Below are 22,071 nucleotides of genomic sequence, written 5' to 3' on the forward strand. Positions count from 1 at the left end.
AGAACTCAAAGCGAAGTGACTGCGCGCCGAAACCTGCTGGTCGCGGCGATGTCGCTGCCGGTGCTGCTTGGCGGCGGTCACGCCGTCGCGCAGGAGGCGACCACCACTCTCGACCCGATCAATATTCAGGAACGCGTCGAAAGCGCCTTTGGGACGGTCGACGGCTATGTCGCCACCCAGGGCTCCACCGCTACCAAGACCGAAACACCGCTGATCGAGACGCCGCAGTCGATATCGGTCATCACCAAAGACCAGATGGAAGCGCAGGCGGTGGACAGCCTGAACAGCGCGCTGCGGTATACGCCAGGCGCAACCGGCAATCTCTACGGCACCGACAATCGTGGCCACGGCTTGCAGATACGCGGCATTTCGAATTCCAGCGGCGTCTTCTACAAGGACGGGCTGCAGCTCAAGGAAAGCAATTTCACGCTGTTCACGGCGCTCGATTCCTACGGTGCCGAACGCTACGAAATCCTGCGCGGGCCGGCATCGGTTCTTTACGGCCAGGCAAGTCCTGGCGGCATCATCAACTATGTCAGCAAGCGTCCGACCGAGGAGAACCTCCGCGAGGTTGAGCTCGGCGCCGGAAGCTTCGACCGCTATGAAGGAAAGTTCGACTTCAGCGGGGCTGTCAACGCCGACAAGTCGCTGCTGTTCCGCCTCACCGGCGCCGCCCACACCGGCGATACGCAGACAGACTTCGTCGAGGACGACCGCATCTTCATCGCGCCGGCGCTGACCTGGCAGCCCGATGCCGATACCAGCCTGACCATCCTCGCCAACTATCAGCGCGACCGGTCCGGCTGGGCGATGCAGTATCTGCCGGCATACGGCACGATCAGGCCGGGCAGGGACGGAAAATACCTGCCGAACAGCATGTTCGTCGGCGAACCGGGCTTCGACACCTACGACAACGACCAGGCGTCGATCGGTTACGAGTTGGATCACCGCCTCAACGAGACGTGGCAGGTTCGCCAGCATGCCCGCTACGTCTATCTGAAGCACTATGAGGAAGGCGTCTTCGGCGGCGGGCTTCTGAATGATGAGGGCGATTATTCCCGCTATGCCGATGCCGGCGGCAGCAGGCTCAGCGGCGTGACCATCGACAACCAGGCGCAGGCCGATTTCGACACCGGGCCGCTCGCCCACACGCTGCTTCTCGGCCTCGACTACAAGCGCTACACCTACCGCGACTATGCCGCCAGCAACGATATGACCGACGATGATTTCAACATATTCGACCCGGCCTATGGCTACCCGGTCGGCGAAATGACGCCCTATACCGACACCGACACCACCCAATCGCAGGTCGGCCTCTACGCACAGGACCAGATCAAGCTGGGCAACTGGCGACTGACGCTGGGCGGCCGCCAGGACTGGGCCGACGCGAAAGTCCACGACAATCTGGCCGGCGCTTTCGGTCCCCGCCAGAAGGACGACGCCTTCACCAGCCGCGCCGGTCTGCTTTATCTCGCCGACAATGGCCTTGCCCCTTATGTCAGCTATTCCGAATCGTTCCAGCCGGTGTCCGGCCCCGACAGCAACGGCAATCCGCTCGTGCCCGAAACCGGCAAGCAGTACGAGGTCGGGCTGAAATACCAGCCGGTCGGCTGGAACGCCTTCGTCACCGTTTCGGCGTTCGACCTGGCCCGGCAGAATGTCGTACGCTATGGCGGTGTTGGCGCGCCCAACGACATCTTCCAGACCGGCGAGATCAGGTCGCGCGGCATCGAGCTGGAAGCTGTTGCGAGCCTCGATTCAGGCTTCGATTTCCGGGCGGCCTATACATATCTCGACACCGAGATCACCAAGGCCACCTCGATCACCGTCGATGACGATAGTGGCGAGACAATCAGCGATGAGGGCAACATCCCATTCGGCGTGCCGGAGCATGCGGCCTCGCTGTGGGCGAATTACACCGTCGGCAGCGGCAAATTGGAAGGCTTCGGGCTCGGCGCCGGCATCCGCTATGTCGGCTCGACCTTCGGCGACGACGCCAACACTTTCAAAGTGCCGGCAGTCACGCTTGTCGATGCCGCACTCCACTACGAATGGAGGAACGCCGAGCTGAACCTCAATGTCAGCAATCTGTTCGACAAGCGCTATGTCGCCTCCTGCTACGCGGAAAGCTTCGGCTGCTTTTATGGCGAGGGTCGCCGGATCAACGGCTCGGTGAAATACACATGGTGACCCGCGCGTGCAGGCCCGGACCCAATTGGCGCCACTGACGCGGCGCCGGTGCCTGGCCGGCCTGGCCGCGACGAGCCTAGGCCTGCGCGGCGACCCGGCGCATGCCGCTCCGCCGCCGCGCATCGCCTGCCTCGAATGGACCTCGGCCGAGATGGTCGTCTCGCTCGGGATCGGCCCGGTGGCGGTCGCCGACTCAAAAGGTTACCGCGACTGGGTCGCGGGACCGGCTCTTCCTGCCGGCTGCCTCGATCTCGGCTCGCGCGGCGAGCCCAATCTCGAACTGCTCCTGGAACTCAAGCCCGATCTTATCACCGGCGCCTATGGCTATGGGCTGGACGAAGCTCCGTTCAGGCGGATCGCGCCGCTGCATACGGTGCCCTTCTACGATGGCACCGAAGCGCCTTATCGCCAGGCCGAGAATGAGACGCTGAAACTTGGCTCAAAGCTCGGCCGCGAGGCTGAGGCTCTGCGCCTTGTCCAGGAAACGGCGGCGGCAATCGCCCAGATCAGGGCACAGTTTTCAGGGCGGGCAGACCAGCCGCTCGCGGTGGTCAGCATGTTCGACGATCGTCACGTCCGCGTCTACGGCAAGGGCAGTCTGTTCCAGGACGTGCTCGACCGGTTGAGCCTCACCAACGCCTGGACGGCGCCGACCGATAGCTGGGGCTTTTCCATGCTGGGCATCGAAGAACTGGTTGCGATCGGCGAGGCCCGCGTGATTTCGCTCGATCCGATCCCGCCGCATGTGAAGATCAGGATCGACCAGAGCAGCCTCTGGGCGAACCTTCCCTGCGTCAAAGCCGGCAACGTCAGGACAATCCCGCCGGTATGGCCGTTCGGCGGGCTAGCCGCCGCTACCCGTTTTGCGACGTTTTTGGCCCGGGCATGACCATCATGCAGTCCACGGCCGGCCATCGTGCTCGTTTCAAGGCAGGGATGCTCGTCGCCCTCGTCGGCGTGCCGGCGGTGCTCGCCGCCTATCTCACCGCTACCGGGCTTTTGCGCCTGTTGCCCGCCGACATGTGGTGGCAGTCGCTCGGGGCGACCGACTTTGCCAATCCGCGGCAGCTGCTTTACCGGCATGCCTTTCTGCCGCGTCTGGCGATCAGCCTGCTGGCCGGCGCGGCGCTCGGCCTGACCGGCACGCTGCTCCAGCAGGTGCTGCGCAATCCGCTCGCCGAGCCGACGACCATCGGCACCAATGCAGGCGCCACCGTCGCCCTGACGATCGCCACGCTCTACGCGCCGTGGCTGCTGGAGCAAGGTCGCGAATGGATGGCGCTCGCCGGCGGCGCCCTGTCGACGCTGGCGGTTTTGGCTCTGGCCCGGGGCCGGAGTTTCTCGCCGGTCGCGATCATCATTTCCGGCCTGGTGGTCAGCCTCACATGCAGTTCGGCGAGCGCCCTGCTGATGGCGGCCAACCGCGAATATTCCGAGGAACTCTTCATCTGGCAGAGCGGTTCGCTGATCCAGAACGGCGATGCCGTTGTGCTCGGGTTCGCGCCATGGCTGGCGATGGCCGGCATTGCCGCCTTCCTTCTGCTCCGGCCACTGCGGCTTCTCGACCTCAGCGACGAGGGAGCCGAAAGCCTCGGAACGAATCCCGTGGTGACGCGGCTGGCCGGGATGACTGTCGCCGTCGCGCTGAGCAGCATGGTGGTCGCAGCCGTCGGCGTCATCAGCTTCGTGGCGCTTGCAGCGCCGGCGCTGGTCAGGCTCGCCGGCGCACGGACCCTGCGCCAGCGCATGATCTGGGCGCCGCTTGCGGGCGCCGCGCTGTTGTGGCTGACCGACTGGCTGGTGCAGGTCCTGCCGTTTACCTCCGAAATCCCGGCAGGCGTGGCGACTGCTTTCCTCGGTGCGCCGCTGCTGTTTCTTCTCCTGCCGAAATTGCGCACCAGCCCGGATCGGGACGGCACCATGCTGGCTTCCGTGCGCAGGCGCAGCGGGTGGCCCTGTCTGCTGCTCGGGCTCGTCGCGATGGCGCTTCTTCTCTGCGCCGCGCTTGTCATCGGGCGAGGCGCGACCGGCTGGCACGTGGCCTCGGCCGCCGAAATTGCCGACCTGCTGCCGCTCAGAGCGCCTCGCATCGTCGTCGCGGTTTGCGCTGGCATGATGCTTGGCGTGGTCGGCACGCTGATGCAGCGGATGACCGGCAATCCGATGGCGGCGCCCGAGGTGCTGGGTATCTCAGGCGGCGCCTCGCTAGGCATACTGCTGCTCTTCGTCGCGACTTCTGATGTCAACCGTCCGGCGATGATCGCGGCCGGTCTCGTCGGGGCGCTGGTCAGCCTGGCGATGGTTTCGCCGACCGCCCGCCGGCAGCCCCTCGCGCCTGATCGGTTGCTGCTTTCCGGGGTCGCCGTGGCGACGATGGCGTCGGCATTCTCGGCGGTGATGCTCGCCAGCGGCGATCCTCGGCTCGATACGCTGATCGGCTGGCTGTCCGGCTCCACCTACCGAGCCACCGCCGCCGATGCCTCAATCGCTGCCGTGACGGCGACTGCTCTGCTCGCCATCGTGCCCCTCACCAGCCGCTGGCTGGAAATCCTGCCGCTTGGAGAAGCCGCCTCGCGCGGGCTCGGGCTTGGCCTGTTTCGCGTGCGGGTCGTCCTCCTGGTGCTTATCTCGGTGCCGACGACAATAGCCACGCTGGTCATCGGGCCGCTGAGCTTCGTCGGATTGATGGCGCCGCACCTGGCCCGCATGCTCGGTCTTCAACGCGCCTTGCCGCAGCTTTTCGCTTCCGCGATGCTTGGCGGGATGATGCTTGTCTCGGCCGACTGGGCCGGCCGGATGCTGATTTTCCCGTGGCAGATTCCGGCGGGTTTGCTTGCTGCCCTGGTTGGCGGGCCTTACTTCATGGTGCTGATGTGGAAAGGCCGGCAATGAGCGGCCCCGCCACGCGCTTCGGGTTGGCGACCACAAAGCGCATAGCACGCGCTCAGCCGGCGCGTGCTTCGCGGATCACGCGAGGCGCAAACGCGCCGGGCTGAGGGACATCGGCCTCGCGCCGCGTCAGCGAATTGCGCAGCAGCGCGATCACCTCGCGGCCCGCCGCCGCGATGCCGCCCGGCCTGTCGACACCGACGATCATGAACTCCTCGATTCCCAGGGCAGCATAAGGAAGCAGGGAAAGCGCGACTTGTGCCGGTGGTCCGACAAATTCGACCGCCTTCTGGCAGGAAGCGTTGCCCTCCGAACGGATCCGGACGGGGAGCGCGAAACGCAGCTTGCCGGCCCGACCGTGTTCGGCGGCGGCATTGCGAACCCGCTCCATCAGTTGCCGGATCTCGTCGAGCGAACCCGGCGTCAGCTCGAAGACATCGGCATGCCGCCCGGCGACCCTGAGCGCCGTTCCGGACCGTCCGCCCATGCGGATGCTCACGCCGGCGCTACGCGGCCCCTTGCGCGGCACATAGCCGCCGCTGACGCTGTAGAAGGCGCCTTCATGGTCGAACGGCCTGTCGTTCGACCACAACCGTTTCAGCAGCACCAGATATTCATCGATGCGCTGCCAGACGACCGTGTGACCGACCGGGCGTGTTTCGGCATCGTCGTCGTTCAGCGGCTCGCTGAGCATCCTGAGCGACAGCCGACCGCCGCTTTTCGCGTCGAGGGCCGCCAATTGCCGTGCCGCCACCGTCGGGTCGATCACACCAGCCCAATGCGTGAGAACGATCTCGAGCGAAGAAGTGCGGTCCAGCGCCCGGGCGGCAATATCCATATTGGTCAGCAGCCCGGCCGGATCGTCGACGACGATTTTCTGGAAACCGATGTCCTCGATCAGCGACAGCTTTGTCGCGGTTTCCGCGAAATCGTAGAAAAACGGCGCGGTTGGGTCGGCCGGGTGAGTTTTACCGGGAACATGCGTGAACTCGAACGGCATTGCCATCTCCTCCATCACGTTGGGGTCAAGCGCGCGAAAGCGCACCGGGACTCGGTTCATTCAACTCCGATATCGCGAAACGGCAGACAGCTATCCCTTTAGTCAGGCCCGATGACTCGCGGGCTCCATAGTCAGGGAACAAAACCCAGAACGACCGCCCCGGTGAACACGAACGCAAGGGCAAAGACGAGATACGCAAAGGCGCCCGCATAGGCCGGCCGCCAAGTCTGCTCGGAACCGAGCCTTTGGCCTTTGCGGGCAGTGTGGGCGTTCTGGAAATAGGACATATCGACCTCCGTCTCGGCAGTTAATCTATTAAATCAGTAGATTTTGTCGAGTGCCATTTTCCAGCGATCCTTAGAATGTTTTTCTCCAACCTGAGGACAATTTGGTTTGTTTGCTGCTTAGCGCGGCACTTTCCGAGGCCGATCGGCCCGATGGCAAAACGCCCGGTCGTGCGGGCGGGCAGGGATGGGCGGAGCGGCCGCCTAGTTGGCGGGCGGCCTGTAAGCTTCCAGGCCGAACAGCATCAGCACGAGCGACACAAGGAAGAACCCGACCGCGACGCCGAGCGCGATCCGGGCGTAGAGTCTATAAACGTCGCCCATGATGGTGCCGAACACCCGTCGTGCCGAGGCATCTGCTGGGCGCGATTTCTCATCGAGATAGAGCCAGACTTCGGTGTGCTTGGGATTTTTGAAGGCTGCGGTCGTGGCTTTCCCCATCAGCGCCAGAACCATGGTCAGCGTGAGGAACGCGCCGGAGCGAAATGCAGACACCGGGTTGAAGGAGAATCCGACCATGACACAGCCAATGGCAAGCGAGCCGAACATGACGGCGCGCCCGATGCACCCCACAGCAACCCGCCTGATCTCATCCATCGGCGCCCTCGGCAGCAAGCTCGCCGACAATGTGCGAGCGCTGCGACCGTATCAAATCACTTTAAGGCGAATGTGCCGCCTGGACGTGCAGGCGCGCAACTCCCCGCGCAACATTGCGAACGCCATAGCCTGACTTCGGCCATCGACGCGGCCCGCCGGCGCGCTCTATGTTGCATGGCAAAGCAGAATCGAACCTTTCCGGCATCGACAGGCGCTGTCTAGGACAGGCGTTGTCTGGGCAAGACATCCGGCAGAGGAAGGCTATCGGCTATGCCGAAGGAGACGGAATTGAAGCCGGCGAGCGGCGCGACACCGCTGATAGCAATTGCGGCTGCCGCCGTCGACACCGAAACAACCGGGCCCGACGCCACCAAGGCGCGCGTGGTCCAGATTGGCGCGATCGGCATCGCGCATGGCAAGGTCGTACGGCAAGCTCAGCTCGATCTGCTCATCGATCCCGGTGAAGCAATCCCGTCCGAGGCTTCGCTCGTCCACGGCATCACCGATGCCGATGTTGACGGAGCCGGCAGCTTCCCGGATGCATGGGCACAATTCCAGGAGTTCGTCGGCGACCGCATCCTCGTCGGCCATTCGATCGGCTTCGACCTGGCGGTATTGGAGCGCGAATGCCGACGCGCCCGGTTGCCCTGGAAAAAGCCTCGGGCGCTGTGCGTCCGGCTTCTTGCGACCATAGCAAATCCCAATCTGGCAGACCATTCGCTGGAAACGATCGCCGGGTGGCTTCGCCTGGAGATAACCGGCCGGCATTCGGCTCTGGGCGATGCGATTGCGGCCGGAGACATCTTTGCCGCGCTGATTCCGGAGTTGCGCAAGCGCAACATCCGAACACTTGGAGAGGCCGAGGTTGCCTGCCTTGCCCTTTCGGACGCTCTCGAAGCCGGCCATCGCGCCGGCTGGGCCGAACCGGTGTCGCGACCCCAGGCTCCCGCGTTTCAGCCGGTTGATCCCTATGCCTATCGCCATCGCGTCGGCAGCCTGATGAGCAGCCCGCCAGTGGTGGTGAAGTCGACCAAGCCGACAAGGCAGGTCATCGACCTCATGGTCAAGCGCAAGATCAGCTCTGTCCTCGTGTCCGAGCGTGGAACGCCGGATCAAGCGATCGAGGATTATGGCATCGTTACCGAGCGTGACCTGCTGCGCCGCATATCGTCCGACGCCGAGCGGGCTTTTGACATGCCGGTCGGAAACATCGCAGCGCGACCGCTGATAAGCATCCGCGCCGCCGCCTTCGCTTATCGGGCGATCGGCCGCATGGATCGGCTGAAAGTCCGCCACCTCGCCGTCCGCGACGACGGCGGCATGCTGGTCGGCGTGCTTTCGGCGCGCGACCTGCTGAGGCTTCGCGCCGCCGCTGCCATCGATCTCGACGACACGATCGAACATGCCAGGGACGCCGCCGAACTGGCGGCCAGCTGGTCGATGCTGCCGGGCGTGGTACGATCGCTCATCGGCGAAGCGATCGACCCGCGCGTGGTGGCGGAAATCATCAGCGACGAACTTTGCTCGCTTACCCGCCGCGCCGCCGTGCTTGCCGAACAGCAGATGCAGATCGAAGGTCACGGCCCGCCGCCCTGCGCCTATGCCGTGCTCGTGCTCGGCTCAGGCGGCCGTGGCGAAAGCCTGATGGCCCCCGACCAGGACAACGCAATCGTCTTCGCAGATGGCGAGCCGGATGGGCCCGAAGACCGCTGGTTCAAGAAACTCGGCGCCAGGCTCGCCGACATGCTCGACGTCTCAGGCGTGCCGTATTGCAAAGGCGGGGTAATGGCCTCGAATGCCGCATTCCGCGGTAGCCTCTCCACCTGGAAGCGGCGCGTCGAGGATTGGGTTCGCCGCCTGCGGCCTCAGGACCTGCTCAACGTCGATATCGTCTACGACCTGCGGCCGGTGCATGGCGACACCACGCTGGCCGCGCAGTTCATCGAATATGCCTATGACCGTGCCCACGCCGAGCCGGTGTTCGCGAAGCTGCTCGGCGAGCAGATGACGACCGGCAGTCCCTTCACTGTCTTTGGCGGCTTTCAGCTTGAAAATGGCCGGCTGGACATCAAGAAGCATGGCCTTTTTCCAATCGTCGCGACGGCACGCACGCTTGCAATTCGCCACGGCATCCGCGAGCGGAGCACCCGTGCCCGGCTCGAGCAACTGATCGCCCTGGATATTGGCGGCGAGCCCGACATGAAGGCGATGCTGGCCGGTCACGCCATGCTGGTCGGCTTGCTGCTCGCTCAGCAGACGCGTGACATCTACGCCGGTATACCGGTATCCAACCGCGTCGAGATCAATGCGCTGGCGCGCGATCAGCAGGCACAGCTCAAGAGCCTCATCAAGCGCCTTCAGTCGGCACCCGACCTGGTGCGGGACCTGATGTTCGCATCGCCGGCGACGCTCGGACAGTAAACAAACTCAGCTGCGCGCGGCGCCAAGCAGTTGGTCGACGAGGGCGCTGCGGTCGGCCTGCACCAGGAAATCCTCATGCGCGCGCAGCAGATTCATTCTCAGGAAGTTGAAGATATAGTCGTAATCGTTGGTCAGCAGATTGGGGTGGATCGGGACCATCTCGAAAACCGTTCGTGCCAGCGGCTCGGGGATCTCGCGCACCGGCCGCGGCGGACCGATCTGGGTGGCGGCGAGGCGCTGACGGGTGAGTTCGGTGGCGTCTTCCCAGAAAGTGGCGGGTGAGCCCTCTGGAACGGCATATTTGGAGAAGCTTGCCAAGGCGACTTGTTCCAGCGCCGCCGGCAGGCCTCGCTGGCGCAAGCCGGCAGGTTCGCGCAGCGCACCCTCCACCATTTCCGCCATCATGGCGTAACACGCAGGGTAGGCGCGCCAGCGCGAATGGCTGAGCGCCGCCTGGAATTCCTTCTCGCTGAACAGCTTCTGCCAGTATACCCCTGCCCTGACGCGGCAGAACTCGACGATGCTTTTCTGCGCCAGGAAGGCGGCGCGCGAATCCATGAAGTCAGCCAGTTCGCCGACGCTGCCGATCGGCTGCGGCTTGCGCAGGAACGCGGGCAACAGGTCGTTCAGCAGGCCCATGGCGCTCTCCCTTCGGTTCCAACCGATGTTGACCGTTTAGCCTCCGCGATGCCGCACCGCCAGCCCTCTTGCCAATTCAAGTCCTCTCACCGATTCTCCAGTCCTTTCACCGATTCTAAAGTCGTATGAACAGCCGCGACAAAAAGTGATACTCCTCCACAGTTACGGTCGGCTGATTCTATGCTTGGCCGCGACATATGCCGGAGGGCTTCCGCGTCAGCGGAAGAGGCAAGCTTTAAACGGCGCCTTGCGGTCGAGACGGTTCGCAAGCTGCCAACCTAGGGAGGGTTCAACGCTATGGCGACGCCAGACCGCATAAGTTATTGGAACAAGACCAAGAGCCTCATGTTCGTCATGCTCGGCCTATGGGTGTTCTTCGGTTACGTCATCCACATGTTCGTGGAGCAACTCAACACCATCGTCATTTTTGGCTTTCCGCTCGGCTTCTACATGGCCGCTCAGGGTTCGCTCATCGCCTTCGTCGTCATGCTGTTCTGGTTCGCACGGCGCCAGAACGCGATCGACGAAGAGCATGGCGTCCATGAAGATTGATCGGGGGAACTTCAATGGCTAACACGACATCCACCACCGCAGGCGGAGGCGACTTCACCTCCAATCTCGGCCGCATCTACGGCATCTACACCGGCGGCTTCATAGCCTTCATCATCCTGATGGCTGTCTTGAGCGCCATGGGCGTCGAGAATGTTGTCATCGGCTACCTGTTCATGGGCTTCACCATCGTCATCTACGCCGTGATCGGCGTCCTGAGCCGCACCATGCACGTCGGTGAATATTACGTCGCCGGGCGTCGCGTACCGGCGCTCTACAACGGCATGGCGACCGGCGCCGACTGGATGTCGGCGGCCTCCTTCATCGGCATGGCCGGTTCGCTCTATCTGCTCGGCTATGACGGTCTCGGCTTCGTGCTCGGCTGGACCGGCGGCTACGTGCTCGTGGCCATCCTCGTTGCGCCCTATCTGCGCAAGTTCGGCGCTTACACCGTTCCCGACTTCCTGTCGGCGCGCTACGGCGGCAATCTTGCCCGCTTCATCGGCGTAATCGTTCTGTTCTCCTGTTCATTTACCTATGTGGTCGCGCAGATTTTCGGCACCGGGCTGATCTCGGCCCGCTTCCTTGGCATCGACTTCAACGTCGCGGTCTATGTCGGACTGGCTGGCATCCTGGTGTGCTCCATGTTGGGCGGCATGCGCGCCGTCACCTGGACGCAGGTCGCCCAGTACATCGTGCTGATCATCGCCTATCTCATCCCTGTCATCTGGATGTCGACGGTGAAAACCGGCGTGCCGATCCCACAATTGATGCAAGGCCAGGCGCTGGCGAACATCACCGCGCTTGAGACGGCGCAGGGCATCACCGTGCATCACATCACCCCATTCGTGCATGGCGGCTACGATGCCAAGAACTACTTCCTGCTCATCCTTTGCCTGATGGTCGGAACGGCGTCATTGCCGCATGTCCTGATGCGCTACTTCACCACCCCGTCGGTGCGTGAAGCGCGTGTTTCGGTCGCCTGGTCGCTGCTGTTCATCTTCATCCTCTACTTCACTGCGCCCGCCTATGCGGCGTTCGCCAAGTGGACGATGCTCGACCTGGTGGCGTCGGGCCTGACGCCTGAAAACATCGCCGAGAAAGCCGGATGGATGATGCGCTGGGCCGCTGCCGACAATACGCTCGTGCAGATCTGCGGCAAGGCGGCGACCGACACCGCGGCGATCGTCGCGGCCTGCGCCGAAAAGGGGGTGACGGCACTTTCGTTTGCCGACATCAACCTCAACGCCGACATGATCGTGCTGGCGACGCCGGAAATGGCCGGCATGCCTTACGTCATCTCGGGCCTCGTCGCCGCCGGCGGTCTTGCCGCCGCGCTGTCGACGGCGGACGGCCTGCTGCTGGCCATCGCCAACGCGCTCAGCCACGACATCTACTACAAGATGATCGACCAGAATGCGCCGACGTCGCGGCGCCTGATCGTGTCCCGCATCCTGCTGGTTATGGTCGCCGTGCTGGCCGCCTACGTCGCATCGACCAAGCCGTCGGACATCCTGTCGATGGTGTCGTGGGCCTTCTCTCTTGCCGCCGGCGGGCTGTTCCCGGCGCTGGTGCTCGGCGTCTGGTGGAAGCGCGCCAACTCGGCCGGTGCGGTCGCCGGCATGATCGCGGGCTTCGGCATCACCATCTTCTACCTTGTCATGACCCAGTACGGCGCCGACTTCGACAAGGCGACGCCGAATATGGAACTGTGGTGGGGCGTGAAGAACATTTCGTCGGCGGCCTTCGGACTGCCGGTTGGCTTCGCCGTGATGATCATTATCAGCCTTCTCACCAGGGCGCCGTCCCGGGATATGCAGGATTTCATCGAAGAAATCCGTGTGCCGCGCGGCAAGCAGATGATGGAAGAAAAGACTGCCTGATCGCGCATAGCGATCGGCGCTCAAGGCGGGGTCCGGTGACGGACCCCGCTTTCATTTTGGAGGCGTCGCTGGCATAACGCGGCGCCGCCGCTGCTTGGAAAGTCCCACATGAACGATTTCTGGTCCTATTGGTATTTCCACATCCCGAATTTCATCCTTGCCGCGGTGATGTACACTCTGATGGGGCGTCTCCTGCTCCGCCTCTTCGTGCCCGAAAGCTGGGACAACTACATCTGGCGCTTCTTCAAGAGTGTCACGGACCCGTTCCTGCGGGCCGTGCGGAGCATTACGCCGTCGATCCTGACCCAGCCGGTGGTGATCGTCTTCAGCGTGCTCTGGCTTATGGCCTTGCGCGTGTTCTACCTCGTCTTTCTGATCAATTTCGGCATTGCGCCGATGGCTTCGCAGGGGGGTTGAGGCAATGGACAGAAACGGTCTTGTCCCGGTCATGGCGGTCGCCATCGTCAACGGCATCTTTTCGCCGTGGGTGCTGATGGTGTTCCTGTTCTATCCGATCTGGTATCCGGGCTGGGCGCCTCCCCTGAGCCAGATCGTCTACATGGCAAGTGCGCTGATCCTGTCGACGATGACCATCATGCTCGCCGGCGTGCCGGCCGCTCTCTATGAGCGCTGGTCGGCGCGCCCCAGGAGCATCGTCGTCGCGTCGATCTGGCTTGCGGGCACGGTTTTGCTGACGCTGCCGGCGCTGCCGAATGTGATGCGGGCGCTAAGCGGTGGCTGAGAATTCCCTTCCCCGCCCTGTCAGCGTTCTTCGCGGCGGAACGGCTTGAGGAGCGCCGAAGGCGCGACGGCGTTGCGTGACATCACCGCCATGGCGACGATGGTGAAGATGAAGGGCAGCATCAGGAACGCCTCATAGGGGATATGGCCGAGCCCGCTCGCCTGCATGCGCAGTTGCAGGGCATCGACGAAGGCGAACAGCAGTGCCGCCCCCGCCGAACGCCAGGGATCCCAGCGGCCGAAGACGACGAGCGCGATCGCCACCCAGCCACGCCCGGAGACGAGGCCGAAGGTGAAGGCGTTGAACTGCACCATCGACAGGAAAGCCCCGGCCAGCCCCATCAGGGCACCGCCAAGGATCACCGCCTGGAAGCGAGCGGCGATGACGCCGACGCCGGCCGAATCGGCGGCGCGCGGATTTTCGCCGACCATGCGCACCGACAGGCCCCACGGAGTCCGATAGAGCACGAAAGCGGCAAGGGGAACGGCTGCCATCGCCATGTAGACCAGCGAAAACTGGTTGAACACGGCTGGTCCGAGCACCGGGATGTCGGAGAGAACAGGGATCGGCAGCGTTTCGAAACTCTTGATGCTGGGCGGCACCGATTGCTGGCCGAAGATCAGCCGGTAAAGGAAATAGGCGAGGCCCGACGAGAACAGCGTCACGCCGATGCCGCAGACATGCTGGCTGAGGCCGAGAGCCACCGTGAACAGCGCATGCACGGCACCCATCAGCGCACCGGTCAGCACCGCCGCAAGCACGCCGAGCCACAGGCTGCCGCTGAGGCTGGTCGCGGTGAAGCCGGTCATCGCCGACAACAGCATGATGCCTTCGATGCCGAGATTGAGCACGCCGGCCCGCTCCGAAAACATCTCGCCCAGCGTCGCGAAAGCCAAAGGCGTGGCGATGCGGATGATCGCGGCGAGGAAGCCGACCTGAAAAATCTGTTCGAGCACGACGCTCATCATGCGGCTCCGACGCGGCGGATGCGATAGGCCGTGAACAGCAGCGCCACCAGCATGGCGAGCAGCGCGGTGCCCTGGATGACGTCGCTGAGGAAGGCCGGAACGCCGGTGGCCCGCGACATCGCCTCGGCGCCGGTCATGACGGCGGCGAGGAACAGCGCCGCCGGCATCACGCCAAGCGGGTTGAGCCTCGCCAGCATGGCGACGACGATGCCGGAATAGCCATAGCCCGGCGAGATGTCGCTCATCACCTGGAAATGCACGCCGCCGACTTCGCTGACGCCGGCAAGGCCGGCGAGCGCCCCGGACAGCAGCGCCGTCGAGATCAGCACCCGCTCGACATGGATGCCGCCATAGCGCGCGGCCTCGGGATTTTCGCCGATCACCCTGATCCTGAAGCCGAGCGTCGTGCGCGCAATCAGGAACCAGATGACCGGTGCGGCCACGAAAGCCGCCACGACGCCGAGATGCAGCCGCGTGCCTTCGAGCAGCACCGGGAAATTCGCTGAATCCTCGATCGGCGGCGAGATCGGGTACCCGCTGAAACTGTCTTTCCAAGGGCCTTCGATCAGCGCCATCAACGCGTAGAAGATGACCGAGTTGAGCAGCAGTGAACTAACGACATCATCGACTTTGAATTTCACCCGCAGCGTTGCCGGGATCAGGGCGACCGCAGCACCGGCGGCGGCGCCGGCGAGCGCCATCAGCAGCATGGCAAGCGGCCCCGGCATCGGAATGGCGCCGACCGCACAGCTCGCCACCGCACCGGCAAGCAACTGCCCCTCGGCGCCGATATTCCAGAATTTGGCGCGGAAGGCGACCGCCACGGCAAGCCCGGTGAAGATCATCGGTGTTGCACGCACGAGCGTTTCGGTGATCGCGTAGCTGTCGCCCAGCGACGCCGAGAACATCACGCCATAGGCCTCGATCACCCCGGCACCGGCCAGCGCAATGAGGCCGCTGCACAGCACCAATGTCGCGCCGATGGCCAGCAACGGCAGAGCCAGGTTGAACCAGGCGGGCGTTGAGGTGCGGGCTTCGAGGCGGAACATCAACTATGGCCCTCCGCTCCGGTCATCATCAGTCCGAGCCGCGCGATCGTGGCGTCGGCGCTGTCCAACGTGCCGGCAATGCGCCCCTCATACATCACCGCGATGCGGTCGCAGAGCATCAGCAGCTCTTCGAGGTCTTCGCCGATGACGACGATGCCGCAGCCCCTGGCACGCATGTCGAGGAACTTTTCGTGGATGAAGCGCGCCGCACCAATGTCGAGGCCGCGCGTCGGCTGCGACACGATCAGCACCTTGGGGTCGAAGGCGAGCTCACGCGCCAGCAGCGCCTTTTGCAGATTGCCGCCGGACAGCGCTCCGGCCCGCGTCATCGGCCCGGGGCAGCGTATGTCATAGGCCTTGATCTGTTCTTCGGCGAAGGCGCGGATCGCATCGGGCCTGAGGAGACCGTTGCGGCTGAACGCCCCGGTGCCGATGCGCGGCAGCACCATCGAATCGGCAAGCGGCAGGTTGGTGACCAGTCCTGTCGTCATCCGGTCTTCCGGGATGCGCCCGAGACCGAGCGCCTGCACCTCGCGCGGCGAGAACCGCGAGACAGCTTTGCCGGCTATCGTCATCCGGCCGGCATCGGGCGCGCGAACGCCGGAGATCACCTCGGCAAGCGCCCGCTGGCCGTTGCCCGAGACACCGGCAATGCCGAGGATCTCGCCGGCGCGGACAAAGAGCGAGACATCGGCGAGCGCCATGCCTGAACGACGCGATGTCGAGATGCCATCCAGGGTCAGCACCGCAGCACCCGGCGTCGACGGTCCCCTGGCCGGCGGTACGATCTCGTGGCCGCACATCAGCCGCGCCATGTCCTGGGATGTCGTGCTGGCAGGTGCGTCGACGCGCCCGGTCACGCGGCCATGCCGCAGCACCACGCAGCGATGGGTCAGCGCCCTGACCTCGTTGAGCTTGTGCGAGATGAAGATGATGCCGAGGCCCTGGGCCACCATCGATCGCAGCGCCGAAAACAGTCCATCGATCTCGGTTGGCGCCAGCACCGCCGTCGGCTCGTCGAGGATCAGCAGCCTTGCGCCGCGAAACAGCGCCTTGACGATTTCGAGCCGCTGCTGCTCGCCGATCGACAGCGCCGAGACGGGAAGGTCCGGATCGAGCGTGAGGCCATGCTGGCGGCCGATCTCCGCCAGTCGCGCCAGCCCGCCGGCGCGGTCGATCCGGCCCGATTTGCCGGGAATGCCTATCAGCAGGTTTTCCAGCACCGAAAGCCGCGGCGCCAGATGAAAATGCTGGTGCACCATGCCGATGCCGGCGGCGAGCGCATCGGCCGAGTTGTTGATCGTCACCGGCCGGCCCTGAACCAGGATCTCGCCGGCGTCGGGGGCATAGGCGCCGAACAGCACGTTCATCAGCGTCGTCTTGCCGGCGCCGTTTTCACCCAGCAGCCCGAGAATTTCGCCGGGTGCGACGCTAAGATCGACGGCCTCGTTCGCCATGACGGCGCCGAAGCTCTTGGAGATGCCGCGCATTTCGATGAGAGGGGCGGGCAAAGGCGAGGGTGCTCCTGGTGGGAGATGGCGCTGATATCCCTCCCCCTCGAGGGGAGGGTGGCCCGAAGGGCCGGGTGGGGTCCGCTGTGACGCGCTCCATCCTTATCGGTCTAAAGCTCGAGGCAGCTGAGGTGACCCCACCCGCCTCGCTTCGCTCGGCACCCTCCCCTCAAGGGGAGGGCTGCGCCGCTCAATCCGAAACCGGCGTGTTCTCGTCGACGACGACACGGAAATTGCCGTCGAGGATTTCGGCCTTCTTCTTCTCGACCAGCTCCTTGACGTCGGCGGGCAGCGTCTTGTCGAATTTGTGGTAGGGCGCCAGAAAGGAGCCGCCCTTGGCCATGCGCGAGAAATCGCCATAGTCCTGCGCGGTGAAGACGCCGGCCTTGACCAGTTTGATCGCATGCTCGACCGTCGGATACATGTCCCAGACCGGGCCGGTGATCACCGTGTCCGGGCCGAGGTTGGACTGGTCGGACATGTTGGAGATGGCGAGGATCTTCCTCTCGACTGCCGCTTCGATGACGCCGAAACGTTCGGCATAGATCACGTCGACGCCGGCGTCGATCTGGGCGATAGCCGCTTCCTTGGCCTTTGGCGGGTCGAAGAAAGAGCCGATGAATGCGACCTTCCTCTTGATGTCAGGATTGACCTCGCGGGCGCCGGCAAAGAAGGCATTGACCAGCCGGTTCACTTCCGGAATGCCCATCGCCGCAACGGCGCCGATCGTGCCTGATTTCGACATCTTTCCGGCGATCAGGCCGGAGAGATAGGCGGGCTCGTGGATCCAATTGTCGAAGACAGCGAAATTCGGCTCGGCCGGCCCGGCGCCGGAGCCGAACAGGAAGGCGACCTTCGGAAACTGCTTGGCGGTGCGGCGGGATTCGCGTTCGGCAGCGAACGCATCGCCCAGCACTAGCTCATAGCCGCCTTGCGCATATTCGCGCATCACACGGCTGAAATCGGCCGTCTGCACCTTCTCCGACCATTTGTATTCGATGCCGAGTTCCTTCTCGGCCCTCTGCAGGGCGACATGGATCTGGTGGACCCATGGCTCCTCGGTCGGCGTGGCGAAGATCGCCGCCACCTTCAGCTTCTTGTCCTGCGCCAAGACCTGGCCCGGCAGCATGGTTGCCGCCAGGCCGAGCGCGCCGAGTTCCAGCAAATCGCGTCGCGAAAGCCCTCCGCGTTTCGATTGGATTTTGCTCTTCCCGTTTTCCATTGCATGCCCCTCTGATTGGCGCCGTGTCGAGCCGGCTGTTTCTTTGGATATCAGGCGAGGGAACTATGGAACGGCATCCGACCTTTGTCCACATGGTCAAATTTGTCGGGAAGCTGCAGCCGGCTGCCCTCCTCGCAAGACCACGGCGGCAGTGGATTGCTTGCTCAATGCTTGATGCGATCGCGCATGGCGTACCAGAGCATGCCGAGCACATAGAGCGGGCCGCGCAGGGCGGTACCGCCGGGAAACGGCATTGGCTTCAGCGTCGAGAACAGATCGAGCCGCGACGCATCGCCGGTGATCGCCTCGGCAAGCAGCTTTCCCGACAGCGTCGACAGGATCACGCCCTTGCCGGAATAGCCATGCGCAAAATAGACTTCGCCATAGTGGCCGACATCCGGCAGGCGCGACGTCGTCACCGAGACCAGCCCGCCCCAGGCATGATCGATGCGGCGGCCGCGCAATTGCGGAAAGGTCTTTTCCATATGCGGCCGCACGAAGCCGGCAATGTCGGCGGGCGGCGACGGCGTGTAGCGCTCGCCACCGCCGAACAGCAGGCGGCCGTCCGCCGACAGCCGGTAGTAGTTGACGACGAAGCGTGTGTCGGAAACGGCGGCGTTGCTTGGGATGACGTCGCTGGTGTCGTCCAGCGGCTCGGTGGCGATGATGTAATTGCCGACCGGCATGATGCGGCTGTTGACGCGCGGTTCGAGCCCCTGAAGCAGGGCGTCGCCGGCCAACACAACATGTCTGGCCCGGACCGAGCCCTTGGCCGTGGAAACCCGGATGGAAGGTTTCCGCTCCAGCCGCAGCGCTACCGAATTCTCGTGGATGGTGACGCCTGCCGCTGCCGTGGCGCGGGCAAGACCCAGCGTGTAGTTCAGCGGATGCATATGGCCGCCGAGCTTCTCGTACATGGCGCCGTGATAGGGTGTGTTCACCATTTCACGCGCCTGCGCCGCCGACAGCATCTCGACGTCATGAAAGTTCATCACGCTGGCAAGGCACTCGGCCTCTTCCTCGAGGTCGCGCAGGTCGGAGCCGTTGACCGCACCGGCCAGATGGCCGGTGAGCCGGAGGTCGCAATCGATGGCATGGCGCTCGATCAGGTCGAGCACCAGCCCGCGCGCCTCGAGGGCGAGAGCGAAAAGCGCCCGCGCCCGTTCGGGCCCATAAAATTTAACCAGGCCCTTGGCGCCCTTGCGCAGGCCGGGGATGATCTGGCCGCCATTGCGCCCCGACGCCCCCCAGCCGATCTTGCCGCCTTCGAGGAGAACCACCTTCAGCCCGCGCTCGGCCGCATGAAGGGCTGCGGACAGTCCGGTGCAGCCGCCGCCGACCACCACCAGATCGACGTCGACGTCGCCCTGCAGCGCCGGATGATCATGCGCCGGATTGGCGGTCGCGACATAGTAGGATTTGCCGATGTCCAGTCCGGAATTGAAGCCCATCATCAGACCTTGAGCAGCAGGTGGTCGCGTTCCCAACTGGTGACGACGCTCTGGAACAGGTCGAGCTCGACGCTTTTGACGCGCAAATAGGTCTGGACGAAATCCTCGCCGAGCAGGTCCCGAACCGGACTGCAGGCGGCGAAACGGTCGAGCGCCTCCTCCATGGTTTTCGGCAGCGTGCTCTTGCTGCGATAGGCGTTGCCCGATGCCTCGGGCGAACGCGAGAGCTTTTCCTCGACGCCGAGATAGCCGCAGAGCAGCGAGCCGGCCATCGCCAGATAGGGGTTGGCATCGGCGCCGGGCAGCCGGTTTTCCACCCGCCGCGCGGCCCGCCCACCGGCCGGCACGCGCAGGCCGCAGGAGCGATTGTCATGCGACCACTCGATGTTGGCGGGGGCGCTGTGGTTCGGCCGGATGCGGCGGAACGAATTCACGTTCGGCGCAAACAGCGGCATCACCTCCGGAATGTATTTCTGCAGGCCGCCGATGAAATGCCCGAACATCTCGGTGTCGGCATCGTCACGCCCGGCGAACAGCGTATTCCCGGCCTCGTCGATGACCGACATGTGGAGATGCATGGAGCTGCCGGCTTGTGCGGCGATCGGCTTGGCCATGAAGGTCGCATGCATGCCATTATCCTGCGCGGCCCGGCGCGTCATCCGCTTGAACAGCAGCACCTTGTCGGCCAGCGGCAGCGCGTCGCCATGCAGGAAATTGATCTCCAGCTGCGCCGTGCCTGACTCGTGGATCAGCGTATCGAGCGGCAGCCCGGCCTTTGCGGCATAGTCGTAGAGCCGCTGGATCACCGGCTCGAATTCCTCCAGCGCCGCCATGTCATAGGGGTGCTGCACGGTTTCGGAGCGGCCATTGCGCCCGACCGGCGCGATCAACGGCCGATCGGGATCGGGATTGGGCGCGGTCAGGTAGAATTCGAGCTCCGGCGCCACCACTGCCCGCCAGCCGCGCTGGTGATAGAGATCGAGCACGGCCCTCAACACATGACGTGGCGAGGCCATCCACGGCCGGTCGTCCATGTGAAACGCATCGGTGAAGACATAGGCCTTTTCAGCTCCAGCGCCGGGCGCAAGGCAGAGCGTCGCGACATCCGGCACCATCCGCATGTCGGGATCCTGATAGGCGAAGCCCTCGTCGTTGGAACCGGAATAGCGGCCGTCTATGCAGACCAGGAAGGCGCTGCTCGGCAGGTAGAGCGCGCGGTCTTCGAGCGACTTCAGGAACTTGGCCGTTGGCAACGCCTTGCCGCGCAACACGCCGTTCACGTCCGGCACCAGGCACTCGACTTCCCTGATCCCCTGCTGCTCCAGCCATCGCTTCGGATCGTCCGTCGGGGTCATTTGCGGTGCATCCGTTGTCGTGGTGTTGAGCATCAGGTCACGTCCTTGCGAGGGCGAGAATGGCTTCGGCGGCGGCGTCAGTTCCCGGCGCCCGCGCCATGGTGGCCGCATTCTCCTTGAGGCGAAAGCGCATCTCGCCGTCGGCCATTAGGCCAAGGATAGCCTGTTCCAGTTCGTCGTCGCTCCAGCCATCGCGGCTGAGGTAGCGGCCGACGCCGGTTTCCTCGGCGCGTTGCGCATTGTCGTGCCCGTCCCAGCAATAGGGCATGATCAGCGACGGCACGCCGAAACGCAGCGCTTCGCAAAAGCTGTTGTTGCCGCCGTGATGGATGAAGAGATCGGACTTGGCGACAACCGACGGTTGCGGAAACCAGGCGTCGAGATAGACATTGTCCGGAACCGCGCGATAGCTGTCGCGCAGACCGCCGACATTGACGATGAAGCGGGCCGGAAGCCGGTCGAACACGGCGAGCATGCGCTCGATCAGCCCGACATCCATCGCGCCCAGGCTGCCGAAGCTGAGATAGACCAGCGGCCCGTCATTGCGTGGAAAGACCGGCACGTCGAACGGCCCTTCCGAACGGACGCAGCCTTCGAGATAGACGAAGCGGGCCGGGTCGAGCGGCTCGGCGCGCTGCCTGCGCACGATGGTTGGGGTCAGCAGCAGATTGAGATCGGGCGAAGCTTCGAGAAAAAGCCCCTCCGGCAAGGGCGCAAGGCCGGCGTCGGTCCGAAGCCGGTTGAACCGGTCATGTGCCGGAGCGACGGCTGCCAGGTAGCGCGCCTCGAAGGCCGCGCGACCGGGGTCGTCGGCGGCGAGACCGGACAGATAGGGCGGTACATCGGCGTCGGGCAGCTCGGTCTCGGCGCAGGAGACGACGCGCACCCATGGGCAACCGGCGGCAGCAAGTGCTGGAAACATGACGACGTTGTCGAGCACCACGGCGTCCGGCTTCAACCGGGTCAGCAATTTGCGCAGCGGCGCCTCGGCATTGACCGCGGTGTCGACGATCGCTTGCCAGGTCGGGGCGACGTAGGTTTCGAGCTGGTCGATCGGGCTCAGCCTGAAATGCGGCAGATGCCGGCGCACGAAGGCCTGCCAATAGCTCTGGCGTTCGCTGTCGGTCAGCGGATCGTCGGTCGGCAACTGGTATTCCTGAAACCCGTAGTCGGCGAACACGCCGGAAAAGCCGGCGTGACAGATAAACACCGGCCGCGCACCCCTTGCGCGCAAGGCCTGCGCGATGCCGACGCAATTGAGCGCGGCACCGAAGCTCGCTTCGGGAAACAACGCGATAGTCGGGCCGGTTTTGCGCGTCAC

The 22,071-nt window shown here is 64.3% G+C and carries 19 protein-coding genes; 8 read left to right on the forward strand and 11 right to left on the reverse strand.

All coding sequences use genetic code 11. The features are described from left to right. Positions 1-15: 15 nt before the first annotated feature. From AC0L2M_RS27730 to fhuB, 3 genes are read left to right on the forward strand one after another with little or no spacing between them, the layout of a single operon-like run. Positions 16-2,190 (forward strand): TonB-dependent siderophore receptor, encoded by a 2,175-nt coding sequence (locus AC0L2M_RS27730; protein WP_473536425.1) that lies wholly within the window; start codon positions 16-18, stop codon positions 2,188-2,190. A 7-nt stretch (positions 2,191-2,197) separates the two neighbouring features. Next, positions 2,198-3,079, forward strand: a complete 882-nt coding sequence (locus AC0L2M_RS27735; protein WP_473536426.1) for an ABC transporter substrate-binding protein — start codon at positions 2,198-2,200, stop codon at positions 3,077-3,079. Next, entirely contained in the window at positions 3,076-5,082 is a 2,007-nt protein-coding gene (gene fhuB, locus AC0L2M_RS27740) for a Fe(3+)-hydroxamate ABC transporter permease FhuB (protein ID WP_473536427.1), read from the forward strand. The genes AC0L2M_RS27735 and fhuB overlap by 4 nt, the downstream gene beginning before the upstream one ends. Before the next feature lie 52 nt (positions 5,083-5,134). Here the strand turns inward: fhuB and AC0L2M_RS27745 are convergent, their stop codons facing one another. The 3 genes from AC0L2M_RS27745 to AC0L2M_RS27755 form a co-directional block, all read right to left on the reverse strand. Beyond that, a complete protein-coding gene (locus AC0L2M_RS27745) occupies positions 5,135-6,079 on the reverse strand; it encodes an LLM class flavin-dependent oxidoreductase (protein ID WP_128173692.1) in 945 nt (314 codons plus the stop codon). Positions 6,080-6,210: 131 nt separating this feature from the next. Beyond that, a complete protein-coding gene (locus tag AC0L2M_RS27750) occupies positions 6,211-6,366 on the reverse strand; it encodes a hypothetical protein (protein ID WP_091592315.1) in 156 nt (51 codons plus the stop codon). Between the two features lie 201 nt (positions 6,367-6,567). Continuing rightward, on the reverse strand, positions 6,568-6,960 hold the full coding sequence (locus AC0L2M_RS27755; protein ID WP_473524050.1) for a hypothetical protein: 393 nt from the start codon (positions 6,958-6,960) through the stop codon (positions 6,568-6,570). Between the two features lie 270 nt (positions 6,961-7,230). On the opposite strand from AC0L2M_RS27755, the gene AC0L2M_RS27760 reads away from it, so the two are divergent. Further along, the gene (locus AC0L2M_RS27760) at positions 7,231-9,381 is read left to right on the forward strand and encodes a DUF294 nucleotidyltransferase-like domain-containing protein (RefSeq protein ID WP_473536428.1); all 2,151 of its coding nucleotides are present in this window, start codon (positions 7,231-7,233) and stop codon (positions 9,379-9,381) included. 6 nt (positions 9,382-9,387) lie between these two features. Here the strand turns inward: AC0L2M_RS27760 and AC0L2M_RS27765 are convergent, their stop codons facing one another. Next, complete coding sequence (locus tag AC0L2M_RS27765; RefSeq protein WP_128245866.1) at positions 9,388-10,020, reverse strand: hypothetical protein; 633 nt, start codon at positions 10,018-10,020, stop codon at positions 9,388-9,390. A 297-nt stretch (positions 10,021-10,317) separates the two neighbouring features. Here AC0L2M_RS27765 and AC0L2M_RS27770 point away from each other — a divergent pair, with 297 nt between their 5' ends. From AC0L2M_RS27770 to AC0L2M_RS27785, 4 genes are all read left to right on the forward strand, one after another. Next, a complete protein-coding gene (locus tag AC0L2M_RS27770) occupies positions 10,318-10,572 on the forward strand; it encodes a DUF4212 domain-containing protein (RefSeq protein ID WP_023800520.1) in 255 nt (84 codons plus the stop codon). 14 nt (positions 10,573-10,586) lie between these two features. Next, positions 10,587-12,452 carry a sodium:solute symporter family protein gene (locus AC0L2M_RS27775; RefSeq protein WP_473536429.1) on the forward strand — a complete coding sequence of 622 codons (1,866 nt, stop codon included), beginning with the start codon at positions 10,587-10,589 and terminating at the stop codon, positions 12,450-12,452. Positions 12,453-12,560: 108 nt separating this feature from the next. Then, on the forward strand, positions 12,561-12,869 hold the full coding sequence (locus tag AC0L2M_RS27780; RefSeq protein ID WP_473536430.1) for a YggT family protein: 309 nt from the start codon (positions 12,561-12,563) through the stop codon (positions 12,867-12,869). 4 nt (positions 12,870-12,873) lie between these two features. Then, the gene (locus tag AC0L2M_RS27785; RefSeq protein WP_091592307.1) at positions 12,874-13,194 is read left to right on the forward strand and encodes a hypothetical protein; all 321 of its coding nucleotides are present in this window, start codon (positions 12,874-12,876) and stop codon (positions 13,192-13,194) included. 20 nt (positions 13,195-13,214) lie between these two features. On the opposite strand, the gene AC0L2M_RS27790 is transcribed toward AC0L2M_RS27785, so the two are convergent. The 7 genes from AC0L2M_RS27790 to AC0L2M_RS27820 all read right to left on the reverse strand — a co-directional run bounded on the left by AC0L2M_RS27790 (position 13,215) and on the right by AC0L2M_RS27820 (position 22,071). Next, complete coding sequence (locus AC0L2M_RS27790; protein ID WP_128245864.1) at positions 13,215-14,159, reverse strand: ABC transporter permease; 945 nt, start codon at positions 14,157-14,159, stop codon at positions 13,215-13,217. Beyond that, complete coding sequence (locus tag AC0L2M_RS27795; protein ID WP_128245863.1) at positions 14,159-15,211, reverse strand: ABC transporter permease; 1,053 nt, start codon at positions 15,209-15,211, stop codon at positions 14,159-14,161. The genes AC0L2M_RS27790 and AC0L2M_RS27795 overlap by 1 nt, the downstream gene beginning before the upstream one ends. After that, positions 15,211-16,722: an ABC transporter ATP-binding protein gene (locus AC0L2M_RS27800; protein ID WP_287343359.1), complete on the reverse strand. Its 1,512-nt coding sequence runs from the start codon at positions 16,720-16,722 to the stop codon at positions 15,211-15,213. Before AC0L2M_RS27800 ends, AC0L2M_RS27795 begins: the two co-directional genes overlap by 1 nt. 190 nt (positions 16,723-16,912) lie before the next feature. Further along, entirely contained in the window at positions 16,913-17,944 is a 1,032-nt protein-coding gene (locus tag AC0L2M_RS27805) for a BMP family protein (protein WP_128168651.1), read from the reverse strand. Positions 17,945-18,108: 164 nt separating this feature from the next. Beyond that, positions 18,109-19,398, reverse strand: a complete 1,290-nt coding sequence (locus AC0L2M_RS27810; protein WP_128245861.1) for an NAD(P)/FAD-dependent oxidoreductase — start codon at positions 19,396-19,398, stop codon at positions 18,109-18,111. Continuing rightward, positions 19,398-20,750 carry a glutamine synthetase family protein gene (locus AC0L2M_RS27815; protein ID WP_128173657.1) on the reverse strand — a complete coding sequence of 451 codons (1,353 nt, stop codon included), beginning with the start codon at positions 20,748-20,750 and terminating at the stop codon, positions 19,398-19,400. The genes AC0L2M_RS27810 and AC0L2M_RS27815 overlap by 1 nt, the downstream gene beginning before the upstream one ends. Positions 20,751-20,787: 37 nt before the next feature. Then, a complete protein-coding gene (locus AC0L2M_RS27820; RefSeq protein WP_473536431.1) occupies positions 20,788-22,071 on the reverse strand; it encodes a glycosyltransferase in 1,284 nt (427 codons plus the stop codon).

The sequence above is a fragment of the Mesorhizobium sp. WSM4806 genome (assembly GCF_055811635.1).